This is a genomic window from Rhizobium aouanii, from assembly GCF_037002925.1.
GTDB classification, from domain to species: domain Bacteria; phylum Pseudomonadota; class Alphaproteobacteria; order Rhizobiales; family Rhizobiaceae; genus Rhizobium; species Rhizobium aouanii.
This window is the reverse complement of the sequence record NZ_JBAMYD010000002.1, coordinates 161880-185234: the sequence shown is the minus strand read 5'-3', so window position 1 is coordinate 185234 and position 23355 is coordinate 161880. Positions and strand designations below refer to the sequence as shown.

Genomic DNA, 23355 nt, shown 5'->3' with positions numbered 1-23355 from the left:
ATGCCCCGGCTTTTCTGGAAATTCTTCACGACGATCTGGCTGACGATGGCGGCGACAGTCGGCGTGATCTTCCTGCTCGTCAATTTTCTCCAGGGGGTTCCTTTCGCGCGCGAACTGGAGGAAGACCGGCGAGCGATCGCCCTGAATCTCACCGCAATCGTGCTCGCCAGAGATGGCGAAGATGCCGCCACGCATTTCGTGCGCACAAGCGAAGAGACGCTACCGTCTGGTCTGACGATCTCCAAAACTGCGAAAGCCGATGCCTGTGCGGTTCCAAAGACCGGCGATACAAGATCCGTCCAGAAGGACGGGGTTTGCTATCAGATTTCCCTGCCGGTCCAGGCGACGTTCACCTTCGACAACATTGGTCCCTTCATACCGTGGCTCGCGATCCTGATTTCGAGCACGATCTCGGCAGGTGCACTCGCCCGGTACCTCATTCGTCCCGTCGTGCATCTGCGTGATGGCTTGAGCGCGCTCGCCCATGGCCGCTTCGACTTCCGCATCGGTGACAAGATGGCCGGCCGAAAGGACGAGGTTACCGCGCTTGCACATGACTTCGATTCCAGCGCCGCCCGGCTTCAGGAGCTGCAGGATGCGCAGCAGAGGCTGTTCCATGACGTCTCCCACGAGCTGCGCTCACCCTTGTCCCGCCTGCAGGCCGCCGTCGGCGTCCTCCGGCAGAGCCCGGCGAAACTCGGCGCCATGCTGGACCGCATGGACCGGGAGGTCGAACGGCTGGATGCGCTGGTCGGCGAAGTTCTGACGCTTGCCAGATTGACTGCGGGATCCAGCCGGCCGCTGAAAACGCACACTCTCGATGTCATCGAGCTGCTGAACGAAATTCTCGGCGATGCGGCATTCGAAGCCCAGGCGCGGGAGGTCTCGATCACAACCAGTGTCGAGGGTGTCTTCCGCGCAGAAGTCGAAGGCGAACTGATCTACAGGGCGCTCGAAAACGTCGTACGCAACGCCGTCAAGTACACGGCCGAGCATTCGCGCATATCAGTATCTTGCGAGACGACGGACGAGCGCCTCAAAATCTGTGTCATCGATCAAGGGCCAGGTGTCAGGCGGGACGAACTCGAACGGATCTTCCAGCCGTTCTCACGCGGAAACGAGGCTGTACCGAGAGGCGGATATGGCCTGGGTCTTGCAATCACCAGGCAGGCCATCGAGCGCCATGGCGGGCGTGTGCATGCGTCGTTGCCGGATACGGGTGGCCTGGCAATCACCCTGGAGCTTCCCAGAGAGCCGACGCCCTATGGTTCGGCTGACGACCAAGCCTGATCCGGCTCCCCGCGATTTTACCTAACTTTACAGTGTCTTTACCGCCATTAACGTTGGCGCCGCTAAGCCTGAACCTACGATCCCGGTTCAGAAAGCTCGCCCGTGAGTCCGTCGCTCTGCACAAGAATATCATCCCTCCGCTACGCTGTATCGGCATTCACGCTTCTGCTGGCGGGCTGCGTCAGCGGCCCGGATCACGTTCCCCCCGAGATGCCGCTTCCTGCCAAATTCAAAGAGGGCGGTGCCAAGAGCAACGGCGATGCCGTGGCGGCGCATTGGTGGACGGCCTATCGTGACAAGCAGCTCGACGGCCTGGTGGCTCATGGCCTCAGCGAGAACCTCGATGTGCTGCAGGCGATCGAGCGCATCAATTCGGCTTCCGCCAATGTCACTGTCGCCGGTGCCGGTGGTCTGCCGAGCCTCGATGTCGGCGCATCGCACACGGTATCCGGCGAGAAGGGTTCTGAGCGTACGACGATCGGCACCACGAATACGACAGGCGGCGAGGCCAGCCTTTCCTGGCTGCTCGACATCTTCGGCCAGTACCGTCGCTCGAAGGAAAGTGCCATCGCCTCGCTTGAGGCAGCCTATGCGACGGCCGACGATGCCAAGCTCTCCTTTCTGAAGGATCTCGTTTCGAGCTATGTCGACGCCCGCTATTATCAGCAGCGCATCGCGCTTTCGCGGGCGAATTTGAAATCCCGCCAACAGACTTACGAACTCACGCAGCTGCAGCTCAAGGCAGGTGCGGCCTCCCGCCTCGACGTCGTTCAGGCCGAGGGCCTGGTACAGTCGACAAAGTCCGACATTCCTGGCCTCGAACAGAGTTTCACCGAATCGGCCCATCACATTGCCACTCTGCTCGGGATGCCGGCGGCCTCGCTGATGGGCGAACTGCAGAAAAGCGCCGGCCAACCGGTTTTCCGCGGCGACATTCGCGCCGGCATTCCGGCCGACCTCATCCGCAACCGTCCCGATATCCGCGAGGCCGAACGCGAGCTGGCGGCGGCTGTTGCCGATATCGGCGCCGCGGAAGCCCAGCTCTACCCGTCGATCTCGCTCTCGGGTTCGATTTCGCCGAGTTGGGTCAAATCATCCGGTGCCAGCGGCGGAACCCTGACCAACTGGTCCTTCGGACCGACGCTCAACCTGCCGATCTTCGATGGCGGGAAATTGCGGGCGAATGTCGATATCGAGAAATCCGATGCCAGGACCCAATATCTCGCCTGGAAAGCGGCGGTGTTGAACGGGGTCGAAGAGGTAGAAAACGCGCTGTCGGCCGTTCGCCGCGACACGCAGACGCTCGAACCGTTGCGCAGACAGGTGCAGACGGCGCAGCAAGCGCTTGCGCTTTCGACCACGAGCTACAAGGATGGCGCCTCGTCATTGCTCGATGTCCTGGACGCGCAGCGGTCGGTTTCCGATGCCCAGGAAAGCCTTGCGGCCACCGTTCAACAGGTTGCCAAGGACTATGTGGATCTCTACGTCGCCATCGGTGCCGGCTACCTCGGTCGAGAGAACGCCGCCTCCAAGCAAACCGCAAAGGCGGGCTAATTGGCGGCGCATTTGCTCTATCGCCCGGCCACATCCAGGATGCGCATCGCGAGCTTGAGATGCGGCAAATCCAGCATGCGCCCATCAAGCTGGACGACGCCTGCGTCGGGCTTGGCGGCGAAGGCGGCGGCGACTTTCTCGGCCCAGGCGATTTCGGATGCATCCGGCGTGAAGGCGTGATTGATCACTTCGACCTGGCTCGGATGGATGGCCATCTGGCCTGAAAAGCCATCGCGCCGGGCGCGGCCGACATAGGCCTTGAGGCCGCCCAAATCGCGGAAATCGGGATAGACGGTGTCGATCGCCGGAACGGCGGCGGCATGAGCTGCGAACAGCGTGAGCGAGCGGGCAAGCTCGTAAGGCGGGGTATAACGGCCATCCGTCCGCCGCGCGGTCGCAGCCCCCATCGCGGCCGTCAGATCCTCAGCACCCCAGGTCAGGCCGCAGAGGCTGGTTGAGACGTCCCGGTAGCTGCCGATCTCGAAGATCGCGGACGGCGTTTCGGTTGCGATCGGCAAGATGGGAATTGCAGATGCAAGAGAGCCTGCGAGCTTCAGCACCGAGGCGGCGCCCTCGGCCTTCGGCAGCATGATCGCGAAAGGATGAAGGCCGCTCAAAGCGGCAAGGTCGTCTTCGAATTCTGGCGAGGCGAGGGGATTGATGCGGATCAGGAGAGGGGTCTTGCCGGCATGATGCAAGACGAACTCGTGCACGCTCTCGCGTGCTCTCGGCTTGTTTGCGGGCGCAACCGAATCTTCCAGGTCGAGAATGACGGCATCGGCGCCCGAGGCAAGCGCCTTCTCGAACCGCTCCGGCCGGTCGCCGGGCGCAAAGAGCAGCGAGCGCAGCCTCATGACGGTTTCACCTTCAGCATTGCCGTACGCAGGCATTGGCAGACGATCTCGCCGCGCTGGTTCAGGGTGATATGCCGGAAGGTGACGATGCCGGCATCGGGGCGGGAGTTCGAGCGACGCAGCTCCATCACCTCCGTTTCCACCCGCAGCGTATCGCCGATGAAGACCGGCTTTGGCATCGTTACCTTGTCATAGCCGAGATTGGCGACGAGCGTACCGAGCGTGGTGTCGCCGACCGAAAGGCCGACGGTGAGGGCAAAGGTGAAAGTGCCGTTGACGACGATCCGGCCGAATTCGGTGCCGGCCGCATAGTCGGCATCGAGATGCAGCGGCTGCGGATTGTGGGAAAGCGTCGTGAAGAGCAGATTGTCGGTCTCGGTGACCGTGCGGCGGATGTCGTGGGCGATGCGGTCGCCGACCGTCCATTCGTCGAAATAACGGCCGGCCATCAAACCTCCTCCTTCACAATGCTGACGACCAGCTGGTTTTCCGAGACCCTGATCCCCGAGGAAACCTGCAGTTTTTCGACGATGCCGTCGAAGGGCGCACGCAGAGAATGTTCCATCTTCATCGCTTCGACTGTCAGCAGGCGGTCCCCCTTGGCGACACGATCGCCCTCAGTGACATCCACCGAAATGACGAGGCCGGGCATGGGCGAAAGGATCGCGCCGTCGCCGGCACCCTGACTTGCCTCGACTTCGCTGGCGACCGGCAGGCTGATCGGCCAGGCGTTGCCGGCGTCGAAAAGCACCGTGGTTTCACCGATCGTGACGGTATTTGCCTCAAGCTCCGGACGTGATTGCCCCCAACGCAGGTGATCGCCGATACGGATGCGCACCCTCTTGTCGTCCGTGCCGGCGATGCGGAACCCGGTCAGCGCGGTCCAGGGATCACTATCGGTGTTCTTTAAAAGCGCCGTCGCCGCGCTATCGATTGCGGTTTCGTTCGGCTCCGTCGCCACAAGCCTGTCGTCGTGACGGTCGAGAAAGCCGGTATCGATCCGAGCTGCGCGAAAATCCGGATCGACAGCGATGCGGGCGAGAAGGCCGGCATTGGATCTGACCGGCCAGACCTCGATGCCGGCGCAGGCGGCTGCGAGCTTCGAAAGTGCCGCCTCGCGGTGCGGCCCGTGGGCGACGATCTTGGCAATCATCGGGTCATAGAAGGCGGTGATTTCGTCCCCTTGCTCGACGCCGCTATCGACGCGGATTGTGTCAGGCAGGCGCAGATGTTCGAGCCGGCCTGTCGACGGCAGATAGCCGGCGGCGGGATTTTCGGCATAGAGCCGGGCTTCGAAGGCCCAGCCGTTCATGGCGATCTCATCCTGCATTTTCGGCAGCGGTTCGCCGCTAGCGACCTTCAACTGCCAGAGCACCAGATCCTCGCCAGTAATTGCCTCGGTGACCGGGTGTTCCACCTGCAGGCGGGTGTTCATCTCCATGAACCAGATGCGATCTTCGCGAAGGCCTTCCGAGGCATCGGCGATGAATTCGATGGTGCCGGCGCCGACATAGTTGACCGCTCTTGCGGCTTTCACCGCCGCATCGCAGATCGCGGTGCGAGTGGCGGCATCGAGGCCAGGGGCAGGGGCCTCCTCGATGACCTTCTGGTGACGGCGCTGCAGCGAACAATCACGTTCGAACAGATGAACGCAATTTCCGAGCTTGTCGGCGAAAACCTGCACCTCGATATGGCACGGATTGGCGATATAGCGTTCGATCAGAACGCGGTCGTCGCCGAAGGCGGCCGCCGCCTCACGCCGGCAGGAGGCGAGAAGTTCGGCGAAATCCTGTGGGCGATCGACGCGGCGCATGCCTTTGCCGCCGCCGCCGGCGACCGCCTTGATGAGCACGGGATAACCGATGTTTTCCGCCTCGGCTGCCAGCCTCTCTTCGCTCTGGTCCGCGCCCATATAGCCGGGGGTCACGGGCACGCCTGATGCCTGCATCAATTCCTTCGCCGCGTCCTTGAGCCCCATTGCCCGGATGGCGGCCGGGGGGGCGCCGACCCAGATGATGCCGGCCTTTTCCACCGCTTCGGCAAATCCGGCATTTTCCGAAAGGAAACCGTAGCCGGGATGGATCGCCGTAGCACCGGTTTTCCGGGCGGCCTCGAGGATGCGTTCCTGCGAGAGATAACTTTCATGGGCCGGCGAGGGGCCGATGGCGATCGCCTCGTCCGCCTCCCTTACGAAGGGCAGGCCGGCATCGGCTTCGGAATAGACAGCGATGGTGCGGATGCCGAGCATCTTGGCCGAGCGGATGATGCGGCGAGCGATTTCGCCCCTGTTGGCAATGAGAAGGCTTTCCATCATACCGCGCCTCACATCCTGAACAGGCCGAAGCGCGGCCCTTTGGGGATCGGCGCATTCAGGCAGGCGGAAAAGGCAAGGCCCAGCACATCCCGGGTCTGCCGCGGATCGATGATGCCGTCGTCCCATAGGCGGGCGGTGGCATAATAGGGATTGCCCTCGGCCTCGTAGCCGGCGCGGATCGGCGCCTTGAAGGCTTCCTCCTCTTCAACAGGCCAATTCTCACCGCGCGCCTCCATGGAGTCTCGGCGGATGGTAGCAAGCACCGAGGCCGCCTGTTCGCCGCCCATCACGCTGATGCGGCTGTTCGGCCAGGTGAAGAGGAAGCGCGGGCGATAGGCGCGGCCGCACATGCCGTAATTGCCGGCGCCGAAGCTGCCGCCGATGATGACCGTGACCTTCGGCACGCTCGCGGTCGCAACCGCCGTCACCAGCTTTGCCCCATCCTTGGCGATGCCGCCGGCCTCATAGCGGCCGCCGACCATGAAGCCGGAGATATTTTGCAGAAAGAGCAAAGGTATGCGGCGCTGGCAGGCGAGCTCGATGAAATGCGCGCCCTTCAGCGCGCTTTCGGAAAACAGCACGCCGTTATTGGCGATGACGGCGACGGGCATGCCCCAGATGCGGGCGAAGCCGCAGACCAGCGTGGTGCCGTAGAGCGGCTTGAACTCGTGCAGTTCCGAGCCATCGACGATCCGGCCGATGACCTCGCGCACATCATAGGGCGAGCGCACATCCTCCGGGATGAGGCCGCAGAGATCCTCGGGATCGAGTTTCGGCGGCCGTGGCTGCTGCAGGTCGATATCGACTGATTTCACGCTGTTGAGAGTGGCTGCGATATCGCGAACGAGCAGCAGCGCATGTTCGTCGTTCTCGGCCACATGATCGACGACGCCGGAGCGGCGGCCATGGGTCTCGGCGCCGCCGAGCTCTTCGGCCGAAATGATCTCACCGGTCGCCGCCTTCACCAGCGGCGGGCCGGCGAGGAAGATCGTGCCCTGATTGCGCACGATGACCGTTTCGTCGGACATGGCGGGCACATAGGCGCCACCGGCGGTGCAGCTTCCCATGACGCAGGCGATCTGTGGAATTCCCTCGGCCGACATCTGCGCCTGGTTGTAGAAGATCGCGCCGAAATGGTCACGGTCGGGAAAGACTTCGGCCTGATGCGGAAGATTGGCGCCGCCGCTATCGACCAGATAGAGACAGGGCAGCCGGTTCTGCAGGGCGATCTCCTGCGCCCGCAGATGTTTCTTTACCGTCATCGGGAAATAGGCGCCGCCCTTCACCGTCGCATCATTGGCGACGATCATCACCTCGCGGCCGGCAACGCGGCCGATGCCTGATATGATGCCGGCGCCCGGTGCCTCACCATCATACATATCGTTGGCCGCCAGCGTGCCGATCTCCAGGAACGGGCTGCCGGCATCGATGAGCAGCTGGATACGATCGCGCGGCAGGAGCTTGCCCTTGTCGGTATGGCGCTCGCGCGCTGTTTGCGATCCGCCCTCGCGCGCTTTCGCCGAACGATTGTGGAGCTCGTCGATCAGGGCTTTGTTATTGCTGACATTGGCCTTGAAGCTGTCGCTATCGCGGTCGATCGCAGTCGAAATCACCGTCATGACGCAATGAGCTCCCGGCCAATCAGGTAGCGGCGGATCTCATTGGTACCGGCGCCGATATCATAGAGCTTGGCGTCGCGCAAAAAGCGCTCGACCGGCCATTCTTTGGTATAGCCGGCGCCGCCGAGCGCCTGGATCGCTTCCAGCGAGACCTTCACGGCATTTTCGCTGGCAAAGAGGATCGCCGCCGCTGCATCGGTGCGCGTCGCCCGGCCGGCATCGCAGGCGCGAGCGACGGAATAGACATAGGCGCGCGCCGAATTCAGCGCGACATACATGTCGGCGATCTTGCCCTGCATCAGCTGGAAATCGCCGATCGCTTTGCCGAACTGTTTGCGATCGCGCACATAGGGCAGCACGACATCGAGGCAGGCCTGCATGATGCCGAGCGGCCCGGCGGCAAGCACGGCGCGCTCATAGTCGAGGCCGGACATCAGGATCTTCACGCCTTCTCCCTCCCGGCCCATCAGCGCCTCGGCCGGCACCGCGCAATCCTCGAAGACCAGTTCGGCCGTGTCGCTGCCGCGCATGCCGAGTTTGGAAAGCTTCTTGGAGACGCTGAAGCCGGGCAGGCCTTTCTCGATGATCAAGGCGGAAATGCCTTTCGGGCCGGCTGCGGGATCGGTCTTGGCATAAATAACAAGCACGTCGGCATGCGGCGCGTTGGTGATCCAGAACTTGGTGCCGTTCAGAATATAGTGATCGCCTTTTTTCTCGGCACGCAACCGCATGGAGACGACATCAGAACCGGCGCCGACCTCCGACATGGCGAGCGAGCCGACATGTTCGCCGGAGATCAGCTTCGGCAGATAGCGGCGCTTTTGTTCCGGCGAGGCCCAGCGGCGGATCTGGTTGACGCAGAGATTGGAATGGGCGCCGTAACTGAGCCCCACGGAGGCCGAGGCGCGAGACACCTCTTCCATGGCGACGACATGATCGAGATAACCGAGACCGGCGCCGCCGAATTCTTCCTCGACGGTGATCCCATGCAGGCCGAGCGCACCCATCTCGGGCCAGAGCTGGCGTGGAAACGTGTTGCTTTCGTCGATCTCCGCGGCCAGCGGAGCAATATGATCGGCGGCAAACCGCGCCGTCGTTTCACGGATCGCGTCCGCGGTTTCGCCGAGCGAAAAATCAAACATGGCACTCCTCCCGCTGGAATATGTAGCGCGGGTTGCGGCGGGGTCAAAGTGCCCTTGATTGCGATGGCTCATCCAATTGCGAGAGAGCTTCCTCCCGCCGAAAGACCTCGGGGCTCTTGCCCATCCATTTCCGGAAGGCCCGGAAGAAGGCGCTCGGCTCGGAATAGCCGAGCTGCACGGCAATCTCGCCGATGGTCTTCGGCGTGTTCAGCAGCAGTTCGACGGCGAGGTCGCGGCGGATGTCGTCCTTGATGGCGGCATAGCTTTGTCCCTCGTCGCGCAGGCGGTGGCGGAGCGTGGAGGGCGGCATGCGCATATCGGCGGCAAGCGTGGCGAAGCTCGACCAGGCAGCCGGCGTGGCCAGATTCAGTCGGCGGCGGACGGCGGCGGCGATACCGGCATCATAGCGATAGCGCACCAGAATATTGGCGGGCGCGCCGCGCAGGAACTGTTTGAGCGCCTGTTCGCTGCGCGCCACCGGCAGGTCGAGCAAGGCGCTGTCGAAGCCGAGCCGGCTGATGGCTTGCGAGAAACGCACCGGGGCGCCGAAGAAGAGCCGGTAGTCGGCCCCTTGTTTGGGTTCCGCGCAGCGGAAATCGACGAGGCGGATCGGAATGCGCCGGCCGACCAGCCAGCAGATGATGCCGTGCAGGATGATCCAGTAGGTGCGGTAGGCGAAGGCCGAACGCGGGCCGCCGGCGTCGCTGAGTTCGATCTCGGCCAGACCGTCGCGGATGACGAGCCGTCCCCGGGGGTCGTCGAGCACGACATCGAGGAAGCGTAGCGCCCGGCGGAGCGCATGACCCAGCGTCGGCGCATGCAGCACAGAGTGGCAGAGCAGCGTGAAGCTGCCGCTGCGCATCGGCCGTGCGCCCATGCCGAAGAATTCATCGTCGAGCTCGGCAGCGATCGCCAGCCAGAGCGCGCCATAGGTCTCTGCCGAAACCGGCTGATCGACCGGGGATGCCAGGCCGACGCGGGCAAGGATCGGCGCCGTCGGCTTGCCGAGCCGCCGCAGGCTGTCGAGTGCCTCTTCCACGAAGCCCAGCGCGATCATGCGTCGCTCGATCTCGGCCATATTCTATCCTCGCTATGGCAAAACTGGCCGAAATAATGGAGCAGTTCTGTCATCGCTTGCAATAGGTGGAGCGAATAGAATCGTATCCGTCGGTTGCGCCTGGAGGGGGCGCGGGCGGCAGGGAGGAAGAGATTCATGTTGATCCGTGGAGCAAGTTTCATCGTGACCGGCGGCGGCTCCGGCTTGGGCGCGGCAACAGTGCGTGCGCTTGTGGAAGCCGGCGGGCGCGTGACGATCGCCGATCTCAATAGGCAGGCGGGCGAAGAGATTGCCCGGGAATTCGGAAGCGATGCCTGCTTCGTCAAGGCCGATGTGACCGATGGCGAGGAGGGGGCGGCGGTGGTTGCCGCCGCCGTCGAAGCCTTTGGCAGCCTGCGCGGATTGGTGAATTGCGCGGGCGTGGCGCCGGCCGAGAAGGTGATCGGTCGCGACGGACCGCACCGGCTGGAGAGTTTTGCGCGCACGGTCGGCATCAATCTCATCGGCACGTTCAACATGATCCGGCTGGCCGCCGCAGCGATCCAGACGACCGAGGCGGATGCGGAAGGCGAACGTGGCGTCATCGTCAATACGGCCTCGGTTGCCGCCTTCGATGGCCAGATCGGCCAGGCAGCCTATGCCGCCTCCAAGGGCGGGGTGGCGGCGATGACCTTGCCGATCGCCCGCGAGCTTGCACGTCACGGCATTCGCGTCGTCGCGATCGCGCCCGGCATTTTCGAGACGCCGATGATGGCTGATATGCCGGCCGAAGTTCAGGCAGCGCTCGGCAAGAACGTGCCCTTTCCGCCGCGGCTCGGCCGTCCGGCGGAATTTGCCGGGCTAGTGCGTCATATCTTTGAAAACAGCATGCTGAACGGTGAGGTCATCCGCCTCGACGGCGCATTGCGGATGGGCGCGCGCTGAGCGTGTTGCCCAGAGGAGGAAACATGACCTTGCAGGATCCCATCGTTATCGCCGGTGCGGCGCGCACCCCGATCGGCAGCTTTCAGGGAGAGCTGAAGGAGGCGACTGCGCCGGAACTCGGAGCAACCGCGATCCGGGCGGCACTGCAGCGGAGCCGCGTCGAGGCCGAGGCGATCGAGGAGGTCGTCTTCGGCTGTGTGCTGCCGGCGGGGCAGGGGCAGGCGCCGGCGCGCCAGGCGGCGATCCATGCCGGCCTGCCCTTCGCTACCGCGGCCAGCACCGTCAACAAGATGTGCGGCTCGGGCATGAAGGCGGTCATGATGGCGCATGACCTGATCGCCGCCGGCAGCGCCTCCGTGGCGGTTGCAGGCGGCATGGAAAGCATGACGAATGCGCCCTATCTTCTTGACAAGGCCCGTGGCGGTTACAGGCTCGGCCATGGGCGTGTCGTGGATCACATGTTCCTCGACGGGCTGGAGGATGCTTATGACAAGGGGCGTTTGATGGGCAGCTTCGCGGAGGATTGCGCCGAAGCCTATCAGTTCACGCGCGAGGCGCAGGACAACTACGCGATCGCCTCGCTGACGCGGGCGCAGACGGCGATTGCCGAAGGCTGTTTCGACAGCGAGATCGCGCCGGTTACGGTGAAATCGGGCAAAGCCGAGCAGGTGGCGAGCCGAGATGAACAACCCGGCAAGGCGAAGCTTGACAAGATCCCGACGCTGAAGCCTGCCTTCCGCGACGGCGGCACGGTGACCGCCGCCAATTCCAGCTCGATCTCCGATGGTGCGGCAGCCCTGGTGCTGATGCGCCGTTCCGAGGCGGAGCGCCGCGGCCTCAAGCCGCTCGCGACAATCCTCGGCCATGCCACGCATTCGCAGGCCCCCAATCTTTTCGCCACCGCACCGATCGGCGCGCTGCAGAAGCTGTCCGATCGCACCGGCTTGCCGCTGTCGGAGGTTGATCTATTCGAAATCAACGAGGCTTTCGCCGTCGTCGCCATGGCGGCGATGCGCGAACTTAATCTGCCGCATGAAAAAGTAAACGTGCATGGCGGCGCCTGCGCGCTGGGGCATCCGATCGGCGCATCGGGGGCTCGCATCCTGGTGACGCTGCTTGCAGCACTGGAGCGATACGACCTGAAGCGCGGCATGGCCGCGCTCTGCATCGGTGGCGGCGAGGCGACGGCTGTCGCCATCGAGCGGTACGAGCGGGGAGGGCGGGATAGATGATCCTTTCCGACCTCCAGCAGCAGATCTCAGACCTCGCCCGCGACTTTGCCCGCGACCGGCTGGCGCCGGGGGCGGCCAAACGCGACCGGGAGCATCTCTTCCCGCGCGAGGAACTGAAGGAAATGGGCGAACTCGGGCTGCTCGGCATGCTGGTGCCGGAGGCCTATGGCGGGTCGGATACGGGTGTGGTCGCCTATGCCGCCGCGCTGGAGGAGATTGCCGCCGGCGACGGGCCGTGTTCGACGATCATGAGCGTGCACAGCTCCGTCGGTTGTGTGCCGATCCTGAAATTCGGCACCGAGGAGCAGCGGCAGCGCTTCCTGCCGAAACTGGCCAGCGGGGAATGGATTGGCGGCTTTGCGCTGACCGAGCCGCAGGCCGGTTCCGATGCCTCCAACCTGAAGACGCGGGCGCGGCGTAACAGTGACCACTATGTGCTCGACGGCTCCAAGCAATTCATCACCTCGGGAAAGAACGGCGATATCATCATCGTCTTTGCCGTCACCGATCCCGATGTCGGCAAGAAGGGCATCACCGCCTTTATCGTGCCGACGGATACGCCGGGCTACGAGGTGATCCGTGTTGAGGAAAAGCTTGGGCTGCATTCCTCCGATACCTGCCAGATCGCCTTCAACAGCATGCGCATCCCGGCAGAACTCAGGCTCGGTGCGGAAGGCGAGGGCTATCGCATCGCGCTCGCCAATCTCGAGGGCGGGCGGATCGGCATCGCGGCACAGGCCGTCGGCATGGCGCGGGCGGCCTTTGAAGCAGCGCGCGACTACGCCAAGGAGCGCACGGCCTTCGGCAAGCCGATCGTCGAGCATCAGGCCGTTGCCTTCCGCCTTGCCGATATGGCGGTGCGGATCGAGGCGGCGCGGCAGCTTGTCTTTCATGCCGCCTCGCTCAGGGAGGCCGGAATGCCCTGCCTGTCGGAAGCCTCGATGGCGAAACTCTTTGCCTCCGAGATGGCCGAGCGCGTCTGCTCAGACGCGATCCAGATCCATGGCGGTTATGGCTACATGGCTGATTATCCGGTCGAGCGCATCTACCGCGATGTGCGCATCTGCCAGATCTATGAAGGAACAAGCGACGTGCAGCGCATGGTGATTGCCCGCAATCTATAAGAACCACATCCGGCCCTGCTTCCGGAGGAGGGAGCAAGGCCGGCAAAGGGAGGAAAGAAATAGCATGGTGGATTCCGCTCGTTTGAGCCTGCATGTCCCCGAACCCGCCGTTCGCCCGGGCGGTCAGCCCGATTTTTCCAACGTCAAGATTGCCAAGGCCGGTTCGGTGCCGCGGCCGGAGGTGGATGTTGCATCCGAAGATATCCGTGACCTCGCCTATTCCATCATCCGCGTTTTGAACCGCGAGGGTGAGGCGGTCGGTCCCTGGGCAGGGTTGCTTTCCGATGAGGCGTTGCTGACCGGACTTCGCGACATGATGAAGCTGCGCGCCTTCGACGCCCGCATGCTGATGGCGCAGCGGCAGGGCAAGACCTCCTTCTACATGCAGCATCTCGGCGAAGAAGCCGTCAGCTGTGCCTTCCGCAAGGCGATCGAGACGGGCGATATGAATTTCCCGACCTATCGCCAGGCAGGCCTGCTGATTGCCGACGACTATCCGATGGTCGAGATGATGAACCAGATCTACTCGAACGAGAGCGATCCCCTGCGCGGCCGGCAACTGCCGATCATGTATTCCTCCAAGGAGCATGGCTTCTTCACCGTCTCGGGCAATCTCGCCACCCAATATGTGCAGGCTGTCGGCTGGGCGATGGCCTCGGCGATCAAGAATGACAGCCGCATTGCCGCGGCCTGGATCGGCGACGGATCGACGGCGGAATCGGATTTCCACTCGGCGCTCGTTTTCGCCTCGACCTATAAGGCGCCTGTTATTCTCAACATCGTCAACAATCAGTGGGCGATCTCCACCTTCCAGGGCATTGCCCGCGGCGGTTCCGGCACCTTCGCGGCGCGCGGCCTTGGCTTCGGCATTCCGGCGCTGCGTGTCGACGGAAACGACTATCTCGCCGTCCATGCCGTCGCTTACTGGGCGGCCGAGCGCGCGCGGCGCAATCTCGGGCCGACGCTGATCGAATATGTGACCTACCGCGTCGGTGCGCATTCGACCTCCGACGATCCAAGCGCCTATCGGCCCAAGACGGAATCGGAGGCCTGGCCGCTCGGCGATCCCGTGCTGCGGCTGAAGAAACATCTGATCGTCAAGGGCGCATGGTCGGAGGAACGGCATGTGCAGGCGGAAGCCGAAATCATGGACGAGGTGATCGAGGCGCAGCGCCAGGCAGAGGCGCATGGCACGCTGCATGCCGGCGGCAGGCCTTCGGTGCGCGATATTTTCGAGGGCGTCTATGCCGAGATGCCGCCGCATATCCGCCGCCAGCGGCAGAAGGCGGGGTACTGACATGGTCAGAATGACGATGATCGAGGCCGTGCGCAGCGCTATGGACGTCTCGATGGCGCGTGACGACAATGTCGTGGTTTTCGGCGAGGATGTCGGTTATTTCGGCGGCGTCTTTCGCAGCACGCAGGGCCTGCAGGCAAAATACGGCAGAACGCGCTGCTTCGATACGCCGATCAGCGAATCCGGCATCGTCGGCACGGCGATCGGCATGGCGGCCTATGGGTTGAAGCCCTGTGTCGAAATCCAGTTCGCCGATTACATGTATCCGGCCTATGACCAGCTGACGCAGGAGGCGGCGCGCATCCGCTACCGTTCCAACGGCGATTTCACCTGCCCGATCGTGGTGCGCATGCCGACCGGCGGCGGTATCTTCGGCGGCCAGACCCACAGCCAGAGTCCGGAGGCGCTTTTTACCCATGTCTGCGGGCTGAAAGTGATCGTGCCTTCCAATCCCTATGACGCTAAAGGCTTGCTGATCGCGGCGATAGAGGATCCCGACCCGGTCATGTTCCTGGAGCCGAAGCGGCTCTATAACGGCCCCTTCGACGGCCATCACGAGCGGCCGGTGACGCCCTGGTCGAAACACGATCTCGGAGAGGTGCCCGATGGCCATTACTCCATCCCGATCGGCAAGGCCGAAGTGCGGCGGGCGGGATCGGCGGTGACGGTCGTTGCCTACGGCACCATGGTGCATGTGGCGCTTGCTGCGGCCGAGGATGCCGGCATCGATGCCGAGGTGATCGATTTGAGAAGCCTGCTGCCGCTCGATCTCGATACAATCGTCAAATCGGTCTCGAAGACGGGACGCTGCGTCGTCGTGCATGAGGCAACTTTGACGTCGGGCTTCGGCGCCGAGGTGGTAGCGCTGGTGCAGGAGCATTGCTTCTATCATCTCGAAGCGCCGGTCGTGCGCGTTGCCGGCTGGGATACGCCCTATCCGCATGCGCAGGAGTGGGACTATTTTCCCGGTCCCGGCCGTGTTGCGCGGGCGCTTGCCGAAGTCATGGAGGCCTGAGCCATGGGCGAATTCATCATCAAGATGCCCGATGTCGGGGAAGGGGTCGCCGAGGCCGAGATCGTGGAATGGAATGTGAAGACGGGAGATCCCGTCCGCGAGGACATGGTGATCGCCGCCGTCATGACCGACAAGGCCACCGTGGAAATTCCGTCTCCCGTCAGTGGCACCGTCACCTGGCTTGCCGGCGAGGTCGGAGACCGCATCGCGGTCAAGGCTCCGCTGGTACGGATCGATACGGCGGGAGATGCCGGCGAGGCTCAGCCCGTAGGGATTTCGCAGGCGCCGATTGTTGAGGCGATCAGGACCGAGATTGCAAGATCTGCTCCCGCAGTGCCAGCCCCTGCGGCGGCGCCAGTGCCGACGGCAACGCCGGCGGAAAAGCCGCTTGCGGCTCCCTCCGTGCGGCTCTTCGCCAGGGAAAGCGGCGTCGATCTCAGGCAGGTGCAGGCGACCGGACCGGCCGGGCGCATCTTGCGCGAGGATATTGAGCAATTCCTGACCCATGGGACCGCGCCTGCAACGGCAAAGAACGGCTTTGCCAGGAAGACGGCGACCGAGGAGATCAAGCTGACCGGCCTGCGCCGCCGCATTGCCGAGAAGATGGTGCTTTCCGCCTCGCGCATCCCCCACATCACCTATGTGGAGGAAGTGGATATGACCGCGCTCGAAGAGTTGCGCGCCACCATGAACGGCGACCGCAGGGAAGGTCATCCGAAGCTGACGGTTCTGCCCTTCCTGATGCGGGCGCTGGTCAAGGCCATTTCCGAGCAGCCCGACGTCAACGCCACTTTCGACGACGATGCTGGCATCATCACGCGCTACAGTGCCGTGCATATCGGAATCGCCACGCAGACGCCGGCCGGTCTGACCGTTCCGGTGGTGCGGCATGCCGAAGCCCGCGGCATCTGGGATTGCGCCGCCGAGATGAACCGGCTGGCGGAAGCGGCGCGATCGGGTACTGCGACACGCGATGAGCTTTCCGACTCCACCATCACCATCAGCTCGCTCGGAGCGCTCGGCGGCATCGTCTCGACACCCATCATCAATCATCCCGAGGTGGCGATCGTCGGCGTCAACAAGATCGCCACACGACCGGTCTGGGACGGTACGCAGTTCGTGCCGCGCAAGATGATGAACCTCTCCTCCAGCTTCGATCATCGCATCATCGACGGCTGGGATGCGGCAAACTTCGTGCAGCGCATCCGCACGCTCATCGAAACGCCTGCGCTCATTTTTATCGAAGGCTGAGATCCATGAAAGAGATCGTCTGCAAGCTCCTCGTTATCGGCGCCGGTCCGGGCGGTTATGTCTGCGCCATCCGTGCCGGACAACTCGGCATCGATACCGTCATCGTCGAGGCCGGTAAGCCCGGCGGCACCTGCCTGACGGTCGGCTGCATTCCCTCCAAGGCGCTGATCCATGCGGCCGCGGAATTCGACGCCGCGCAAAGGATGTTCGCCGGCAAGAACCCGATGGGCATCCGCGTCGAAGGCGCCTCGATCGATCTCATGAGGACGATTGCCTGGAAGGACGGGATCGTCGGCCGGTTGACGACCGGTGTTTCGGGGCTGCTGCAGAAGGCGCGGGTCAAGATCGTCCACGGCCGAGCCCATTTCCGCGACGGCAAGACGGTGGAGGTGGAGACGGAAACCGGCCAGCAGATCATCCGCGCCGAGACCGTGGTGATCGCCACCGGTTCGGATTCGGTGGAGCTTGCCAACCTGCCCTTCGGCGGCCGCGTCATCTCTTCGGCGGAGGCGCTGTCGCTGACGGCGCTGCCGAAAAAACTCGTCGTGGTCGGCGGCGGTTATATCGGGCTGGAGCTCGGGACCGCCTTTGCCAAGATGGGGTCTGATGTGACCGTCGCCGAGGCGACGCCGCAGGTGCTGCCGCTCTATGATGCCGAGTTAGTGCGTCCGGTCATGCGCAAGCTGGCCGAAGGCGGCATTCGGGTGCTGACCGGCGCGAAGACGATCGGCCTTGCCGAGGATAGCGGGGCGTTGGTGGTCGAGACATCAGACGGCCGGCAAGAGACCCTGCCGGCGGACCGCATCCTCGTCACCGTCGGCCGCCGCCCGAGAACGGCAGGCTCAGGTCTGGAAGAACTCGATCTCGATCGCGCCGGACCTTATCTCCGAATCGACGACCGCTGCCGCACCTCAATGCGCGGCATCTATGCGATCGGTGACGTGACCGGCGAGCCGATGCTTGCCCATCGGGCCATGGCGCAAGGGGAGATGGTGGCGGAAATCATTGCGGGCAAGAAGCGGGCCTGGGACAAGCGCTGCATTCCCGCCATCTGCTTCACCGACCCGGAGATCGTCAGCGCCGGCCTATCGCCGGCGGAGGCGAAGGCGCAAGGCTATGAAATTCGCATCGGCCAGTTTCCGTTCAGCGCCAACGGTCGCGCAATGACGATGCTGTCCGAAGAAGGTTTCGTGCGCGTCGTGGCCCGCGCCGACACCAATCTCGTGCTCGGCCTGCAGGCGGTGGGAGCTGGGGTCTCCGAGCTTTCGGCGGCTTTTGCGCTAGCGATCGAAATGGGCGCCCGCCTGGAAGACATCGCCGGCACCATCCACGCGCATCCAACCCGCAGCGAAGCCGTCATGGAAGCGGCGCTGAAAGCCTTGGGAAGCGCTTTGCATATCTGAGCCGAAGCCCGGTATGAATGATGACAACCTTCGAAAAGATTGAGCGCGGAAATCGTCGCGCGATGATTATCGAACTTCTCGGCGGTCTCCGTTCGTCCCAAGCAATAGACTGGCTGGTTTCATTCAGTTCTCTTTCGGTCCGGCTCTGAAGAATAACACTACTCAGCGCTCCGCTGCAGCATTTCCAGATGTTCGGAGCACACCGTCTCGACCAGCCTAGAGCGGTTCATGTTTTGACTGAAGCGTATCCTGTATTGCAGAAGTAGTTTTCGCATTCGTCTGGTTGGCACTGTAACGTTAACCGCACAGCGATCGACCTGTGCGATCTTTCAGCATGACCCAAGTCACTCGTGATCCTCTTTACCGTCGCCACCGATTTCCAGCCGCCGTTATTGCCCATGCCGTTTGGCTCTATTTCCGTTTCCCGCTCAGTCTGCGAATGGTCGAAGATATGCTGGCAGCCCGCGGCATCATCGTCTCTCATCAGACCGTGAGACTTTGTCGGCAGGCACTTTGCCAATGATATCCGGAAGCGATCAGTCGGTAGGCTCGGTGACAAATGGCACCTCGACGAGGTTGTGATCACGATCGCCGGCAAGAAACACTGGTTATGGCGTGCCGTTGACCAGCATGGCTTTGTCCTTGACGTTCTGGTCCAGAGCCGCCGGAACGCCAGAGCTGCAAAGCGGTTGATGAGAAAGCTTCTGAAAAGACAACGCCGTTCACCACGTGTGATGATCACCGACAAGCTTCGATCCTACGGTGCGGCGAAGCGGGAGATCATGCCCGGCGCCGAACATCGCTCGCACAAGGGTCTGAACAATCGGGCTAAGCGCTTCAAGTCAGCTAGGCAGCTTCAACGCTTCTTTTCCATCCATGACCCGATCGCCAAACTTATTTCATGTTCCCCGCCATGACATTCCATCTGCCCAGCATCGCGAATTGCGAGCCGCAGCCTTGGAAACCTGGTGTCAAATCGCACGTCTTCACGCCGCCTGAACCAAAGCGTCAATCCAAGACCTTGTTTTCGGAGCGGTAAGTTTACAGTGCCAGCTGTGTTGATGCCTGCAAATTGTCTTTGACAAATAAACCGACCAAAGCTTACTGTCCCTAGTCCTTGGACAATGGACAGATAGATGAAAAGCCAAGATATCGTCGTCTTGCTCAAGCTTATCAGCTTGCAGGACCAGGAAATGGAAAAGGGTGCCGATCGATTACGAGCTGAATCGATCGGAGGCGACCCCTATTCCGTTCGCAATCTCGAGGCCTTGCTCGGCATAAGCAAATCCGAGATCGGTTTGTCAATCAACAGAAGCGTCTCTTCCGGAATCGCACGCCGGGACAATGATCTCAGCGAGCCCCGACCCCGCCGGAAAAATCTCTTCGACTTCATCGTGCACGGAATGAAATTCGTTTTCCCAGCTTCGCCGGGCTCAATGCAGCGTGGTTTGCCGACGGCATTTGCAGCTCCGATGCTGCAAGACCTTCTGATTAGCGCCGGCAGCTATAATTACGTGTGGCCTTATGCAGAAGGAAGGGAAATTGGCCAAGCCGTCGATCCACTTTTCAAGAGCGTTCCGGAAGCCGTTATGAAGGATGAGCATCTCTATGAATATCTGGCATTGGTGGACGCGATCAGGCTCGGAAACCAGCGTGAAGTCGGACTTGCCACTAAGCACCTCTCATTGAAGCTTTTGGACAGATGACGGCGATCCGTGCCCAGTTGCTGGACATGCTCAAGGCGGTCGCGACCGCGCTAGGCGACGATTTGCGCGACCGGTTGGTTTTTGTAGGCGGCTGCACGACGGCGCTCTTCATCACTGACCCAATTACGCTCGAAGGGGTAAGGGCGACGGACGATATAGACCTCATTGTCGATCTCGCCGGACATGCGGAATGGGCCGCCCTCCAGGACGATCTGAGACAGAAGGGCTTCATGGAGGTAGCCGACGAAGCTGTGATTTGCCGAACGCGGCTCGGGCCATTGAAGTAGACTTCATGCCTGACGATGAAACGATCCTCGGTTTCAGCAATCGTTGGTATGCCGCCGGCATCGAAACCGCAGCTACCATCACATTGGATACTGGCCTCGATATCAGGATTCTCACGCCCGCCATATTCGTGGCAACCAAGCTCGAGGCTTTTGCCGGGCGCGGCCAGAACGACCTCTTCATGAGCCGAGATGCCTAAGACATCCTGCTGATCGTGGATGGCCGACCCGATCTCGTAGAAGAGATCGCCGCGGCACCCGCAGAGGTCCAGGTATTTATCAGCCAGGGTTTTCGAGATTTCCTCGGCTACCCGGATTTCGACGATTTCCTAGAAGGCAACCTTCGACAGCAGGGACGCGCAGCCGTCGTCAAGAAACGCTTTGTCGCAATTAGCAAGCACGATGGCGACAATGCGGATTAGCGTTCGATGGCAAAGCCAGGGCGGCAACAAGACGAAGGACAACCGGGATTGCGCGGGCATAGGGTTGGCTGGCGACTCCCTTCTGGCTGTCGTGGCCGACGGTTCAACGGCCGGCAAGGATAGCGGCCAGCTCGCCCAATGCCTGGTCCGCAATCTCGTCGACTGGTTTGCCAGCACAAGCTGGAGGGTGGGTGAGGGCAATCTATCCGGACAATTGCAGCACATCCACGGTTCATTTGCCGCGAAATTTCCGCGTTCCTCGGCAAGCTACATGATTGTTGTCGTGCAACCGCAGCACCCTTGCCTCGTCGGTTAGACGTCGATATCGCAAATTCGTCAATGCGTTCTCAGCCACTGAATGGATCAGCTTCAAATGCAAGTCCAGGTCAAGCGTTGTGACACTGAACACCTCTGGCGCCTTGCAGCGGTTCAGGGCATCCTATGACGGCTGAAAATTGTGTTTATGGCAGTTGGAGGAATGCCGATGCGCTGCTTTACCGTGCTTGGACCTTCGCAGACCGGAAAATCAACAGTCGTGGAAAAGCTCGGCTCCCTGGAGGGGGCGCCGAGAAAATCCAGCTCCCCTTATGGATTGAACCTCACAGAATTCACCTTCGGAAACGAGGCGTGGTGTGCGCTGGATGCGCCAGGACCCAACGAAGCGTTGGCGCATGCACAGCACGCGCTTCTTGCCAGTGACGCCTGCATCCTGTGCGTTTCATCGGCACCCGAGGAGGCTGTGCTCGCAGCGCCCTATCTGCGCGTAATCGCGGCCTCGGAGACGCCGTGCATCCTCTTCGTCAACCGGATGGACGAACCGAGAGGGCGATTGAGGGACGTGATCGCCGCGCTTCAAGACTACGCCAGCCATACGCTTTTGCTTCGCCAGATCCCGATCCGCGAGGGGGACAGGGTCATTGGCAGTTGCGATCTGATTTCGGAACGGGCGTGGCGCTACCGGGAAGGCCAGACTTCGGCGCTGATCGCAATCCCCGAAAGCGCCGCCGAGCGCGAGCACGAAGCGCGCAGCGAGCTCCTGGAACAGCTGTCCGAATTCGATGACTGGCTTCTCGAGGAACTGATCGAAGATCGCGAGCCGCCCAGCGACGCGCTCTATGCCATTTCATCGCGGATTCTCAGGGAAAACAGGATTATTCCAGTCCTAATCGGTGCCGCAAGTCACGGCAACGGCATGATGAGGCTGATGAAGGCGCTGCGCCACGAGGCGCCGCCGGTAGGGGTTCTTCGACAGCGCCTGGCTGGTGCGGGCAATGTCAATGAAAACAAGCTGACCGCCGTGACCTTCCATGCCTATCATCGCCAGAATGTCGGTAAGACAGTGCTCGTGCGCGCGCTCGGCGAGGGACTGCGGCAGGGCGCATCACTGGGCGGCTCCAACCTCGGCGCCGTACAGCATCTCGCAAACGGGAAGTCCAATTCGGCGGTTGTGCCTGCGCCGGGGGATGTCTTCGCGACGGTCAAGTCCGACCACCTGCCCGTCCCTTCGCTGTTGACATCAGGCGCGGTGGTCGCCCCGCCTGAGTGGACGGAGCCGCCCACCCCGATGCTTGAAAGGATCCTAGTCCCGGGCAGCGAGCGCGATGAAAACAAGCTCTCCGAAACGCTGGCAAAACTTTCCGAGACGGATCGCGGCCTAACGGTCTTGCAGGAGGAAAGCACCGGCGCTCATCTCGTCTGCGTCCAGGGGCCGGTGCATCTGCGCGATCTCTGCAGAACCCTGTCCGACGTGTTTCATATCGACGTAACCGATCGAGCGCCCAGCCCGATCTACCGCGAGACAATTGCGAAACCATCTGAGGTTCATTACCGTCACCGCAAACAGACAGGCGGTGCCGGACAGTTCGCGGATGTGAAGCTGAGCATTCGCCCCAATGAGCGCGGCCGGGGCTTCACCTTTGGCGAAACCGTCAAGGGTGGCGTCGTTCCGCGCAACTACATCCCTGCTGTCGAAGCAGGCGCGCGCGAAGCGATGGAGAAAGGGCCGCTAGGCTTCAAGGTCATCGATGTCGGCGTAACGCTGTACGATGGTCAGCACCATGCCGTCGACAGTTCGGAACACGCCTTCCGAACTGCGTCGAAAATGGGAGTGCGACAGGCGCTTTCCGAAGGGGCGGCCGTTTTAATGCAACCGGTCTTCCGCAGCGAAATTCACATTCCGTCGATCTATTCCGGCAGCCTCGTCCAGATCGTCTCCGCTCTCAAGGGGCAGGTTCTCGGCTTCGACCGGGATGAAACCGCCAAGGGATGGGACATCTTCCGGGCACTCATTCCGGGCGGCGCACTTGACGATCTGGCGCGGGCGCTGCGGTCGGCGACGCAGGGCATTGGTTATTTTTCCAAGACCTTCGATCACTTCGAGGAGCTATACGGCAAGGAAGCGGACGCCATTGTGAGGGCACACGAGGAACCAGGCGTCGCACACTGAAAGGTTCGCGCCACTTCATGCTCGTTCACAGAGCCGGGCTCACGCCGCCCTTACGTGCCTGGAACGTTTGCAGTTGTAGTAGCACAAGCCCGCGGTTGGGGGCTTGCTTCGGGGATGAGCGAAGTCGAGTGCCGAGATCACAACGGCGGTGGCCGACAGCATATTCGGATCGTCTATATCCAGTGACCACCGGCGTCTCTCGCGAATGGAGAAGATCGCCCGCAAGTACCCGGATATCCCCCAGCGGTCCATTCCCCCTGTCATCTGTTGGATCGAAATGCGGCTCGATAGTTCCGGGTCTTCAAATCATGCTCAGACGAGGTTAGATCAGCCTCTGTAAACGTTCGAACCGTGACTGCCATGATGCGCTTTCGCGGAAGTCAGAATATCAGCAAAGAGTTGCACCGACCTTGGAAAGCTT

At 62.2% G+C, this 23355-nt stretch carries 20 protein-coding genes and 2 pseudogenes; 16 read left to right on the top strand and 6 right to left on the bottom strand.

What is annotated here, in order from left to right:
* Positions 1–1290 carry a HAMP domain-containing sensor histidine kinase gene (locus V8P77_RS04270; RefSeq protein ID WP_335910884.1) on the top strand — a complete coding sequence of 430 codons (1290 nt, stop codon included), beginning with the start codon at positions 1–3 and terminating at the stop codon, positions 1288–1290.
* Between the two features lie 102 nt (positions 1291–1392).
* Entirely contained in the window at positions 1393–2844 is a 1452-nt protein-coding gene (locus V8P77_RS04265; protein WP_335910882.1) for an efflux transporter outer membrane subunit, read from the top strand.
* A gap of 17 nt (positions 2845–2861) precedes the next feature.
* Here V8P77_RS04265 and V8P77_RS04260 read toward each other — a convergent pair whose 3' ends face one another.
* The 6 genes and pseudogenes from V8P77_RS04260 to V8P77_RS04235 all read right to left on the bottom strand — a co-directional run bounded on the left by V8P77_RS04260 (position 2862) and on the right by V8P77_RS04235 (position 9904).
* Positions 2862–3698 carry an HpcH/HpaI aldolase/citrate lyase family protein gene (locus V8P77_RS04260; RefSeq protein WP_335910881.1) on the bottom strand — a complete coding sequence of 279 codons (837 nt, stop codon included), beginning with the start codon at positions 3696–3698 and terminating at the stop codon, positions 2862–2864.
* A complete protein-coding gene (locus V8P77_RS04255; protein WP_011654322.1) occupies positions 3695–4147 on the bottom strand; it encodes a MaoC family dehydratase in 453 nt (150 codons plus the stop codon). Before V8P77_RS04255 ends, V8P77_RS04260 begins: the two co-directional genes overlap by 4 nt.
* Positions 4147–6012, bottom strand: a complete 1866-nt coding sequence (locus V8P77_RS04250; RefSeq protein WP_335910876.1) for an acetyl/propionyl/methylcrotonyl-CoA carboxylase subunit alpha — start codon at positions 6010–6012, stop codon at positions 4147–4149. Before V8P77_RS04250 ends, V8P77_RS04255 begins: the two co-directional genes overlap by 1 nt.
* Before the next feature lie 8 nt (positions 6013–6020).
* Entirely contained in the window at positions 6021–7631 is a 1611-nt protein-coding gene (locus tag V8P77_RS04245) for a carboxyl transferase domain-containing protein (RefSeq protein WP_335910875.1), read from the bottom strand.
* Positions 7628–8773: an isovaleryl-CoA dehydrogenase gene (locus tag V8P77_RS04240; protein WP_335910874.1), complete on the bottom strand. Its 1146-nt coding sequence runs from the start codon at positions 8771–8773 to the stop codon at positions 7628–7630. Before V8P77_RS04240 ends, V8P77_RS04245 begins: the two co-directional genes overlap by 4 nt.
* A 43-nt stretch (positions 8774–8816) precedes the next feature.
* Positions 8817–9904, bottom strand: a pseudogene (locus tag V8P77_RS04235) (AraC family transcriptional regulator).
* Positions 9905–9986: 82 nt separating this feature from the next.
* Here V8P77_RS04235 and V8P77_RS04230 point away from each other — a divergent pair.
* From V8P77_RS04230 to V8P77_RS04165, 14 genes and pseudogenes are all read left to right on the top strand, one after another.
* Positions 9987–10754: a 3-hydroxyacyl-CoA dehydrogenase gene (locus V8P77_RS04230; protein WP_335910872.1), complete on the top strand. Its 768-nt coding sequence runs from the start codon at positions 9987–9989 to the stop codon at positions 10752–10754.
* A 23-nt stretch (positions 10755–10777) separates the two neighbouring features.
* Positions 10778–11986 carry an acetyl-CoA C-acyltransferase gene (locus tag V8P77_RS04225; protein WP_335910871.1) on the top strand — a complete coding sequence of 403 codons (1209 nt, stop codon included), beginning with the start codon at positions 10778–10780 and terminating at the stop codon, positions 11984–11986.
* Positions 11983–13110, top strand: a complete 1128-nt coding sequence (locus tag V8P77_RS04220; protein ID WP_335910870.1) for an acyl-CoA dehydrogenase family protein — start codon at positions 11983–11985, stop codon at positions 13108–13110. Before V8P77_RS04225 ends, V8P77_RS04220 begins: the two co-directional genes overlap by 4 nt.
* Before the next feature lie 64 nt (positions 13111–13174).
* Positions 13175–14407, top strand: a complete 1233-nt coding sequence (locus V8P77_RS04215) for a thiamine pyrophosphate-dependent enzyme (RefSeq protein ID WP_335910869.1) — start codon at positions 13175–13177, stop codon at positions 14405–14407.
* 1 nt (position 14408) lies between these two features.
* Complete coding sequence (locus tag V8P77_RS04210) at positions 14409–15422, top strand: alpha-ketoacid dehydrogenase subunit beta (protein ID WP_335910868.1); 1014 nt, start codon at positions 14409–14411, stop codon at positions 15420–15422.
* A gap of 3 nt (positions 15423–15425) precedes the next feature.
* Positions 15426–16673 carry a dihydrolipoamide acetyltransferase family protein gene (locus tag V8P77_RS04205; RefSeq protein ID WP_335910867.1) on the top strand — a complete coding sequence of 416 codons (1248 nt, stop codon included), beginning with the start codon at positions 15426–15428 and terminating at the stop codon, positions 16671–16673.
* A 5-nt stretch (positions 16674–16678) separates the two neighbouring features.
* Positions 16679–18076 carry a dihydrolipoyl dehydrogenase gene (gene lpdA, locus V8P77_RS04200; protein ID WP_335910866.1) on the top strand — a complete coding sequence of 466 codons (1398 nt, stop codon included), beginning with the start codon at positions 16679–16681 and terminating at the stop codon, positions 18074–18076.
* A 334-nt stretch (positions 18077–18410) separates the two neighbouring features.
* Positions 18411–19075 (top strand): annotated as a pseudogene (locus tag V8P77_RS04195) (IS6 family transposase).
* Between the two features lie 137 nt (positions 19076–19212).
* On the top strand, positions 19213–19782 hold the full coding sequence (locus V8P77_RS04190) for a hypothetical protein (RefSeq protein ID WP_335910865.1): 570 nt from the start codon (positions 19213–19215) through the stop codon (positions 19780–19782).
* Positions 19779–20069 (top strand): hypothetical protein, encoded by a 291-nt coding sequence (locus tag V8P77_RS04185; RefSeq protein ID WP_335910864.1) that lies wholly within the window; start codon positions 19779–19781, stop codon positions 20067–20069. Before V8P77_RS04190 ends, V8P77_RS04185 begins: the two co-directional genes overlap by 4 nt.
* A 5-nt stretch (positions 20070–20074) precedes the next feature.
* Positions 20075–20266: a hypothetical protein gene (locus tag V8P77_RS04180; RefSeq protein ID WP_335910863.1), complete on the top strand. Its 192-nt coding sequence runs from the start codon at positions 20075–20077 to the stop codon at positions 20264–20266.
* A 15-nt stretch (positions 20267–20281) separates the two neighbouring features.
* On the top strand, positions 20282–20488 hold the full coding sequence (locus tag V8P77_RS04175; RefSeq protein WP_335910862.1) for a hypothetical protein: 207 nt from the start codon (positions 20282–20284) through the stop codon (positions 20486–20488).
* Complete coding sequence (locus V8P77_RS04170; RefSeq protein WP_335910861.1) at positions 20469–20804, top strand: hypothetical protein; 336 nt, start codon at positions 20469–20471, stop codon at positions 20802–20804. The genes V8P77_RS04175 and V8P77_RS04170 overlap by 20 nt, the downstream gene beginning before the upstream one ends.
* A gap of 168 nt (positions 20805–20972) precedes the next feature.
* Positions 20973–22934, top strand: coding sequence for an elongation factor G (locus V8P77_RS04165; RefSeq protein WP_335910860.1), 1962 nt, complete (start codon positions 20973–20975; stop codon positions 22932–22934).
* The last annotated feature ends 421 nt before the right edge of the window (positions 22935–23355 follow it).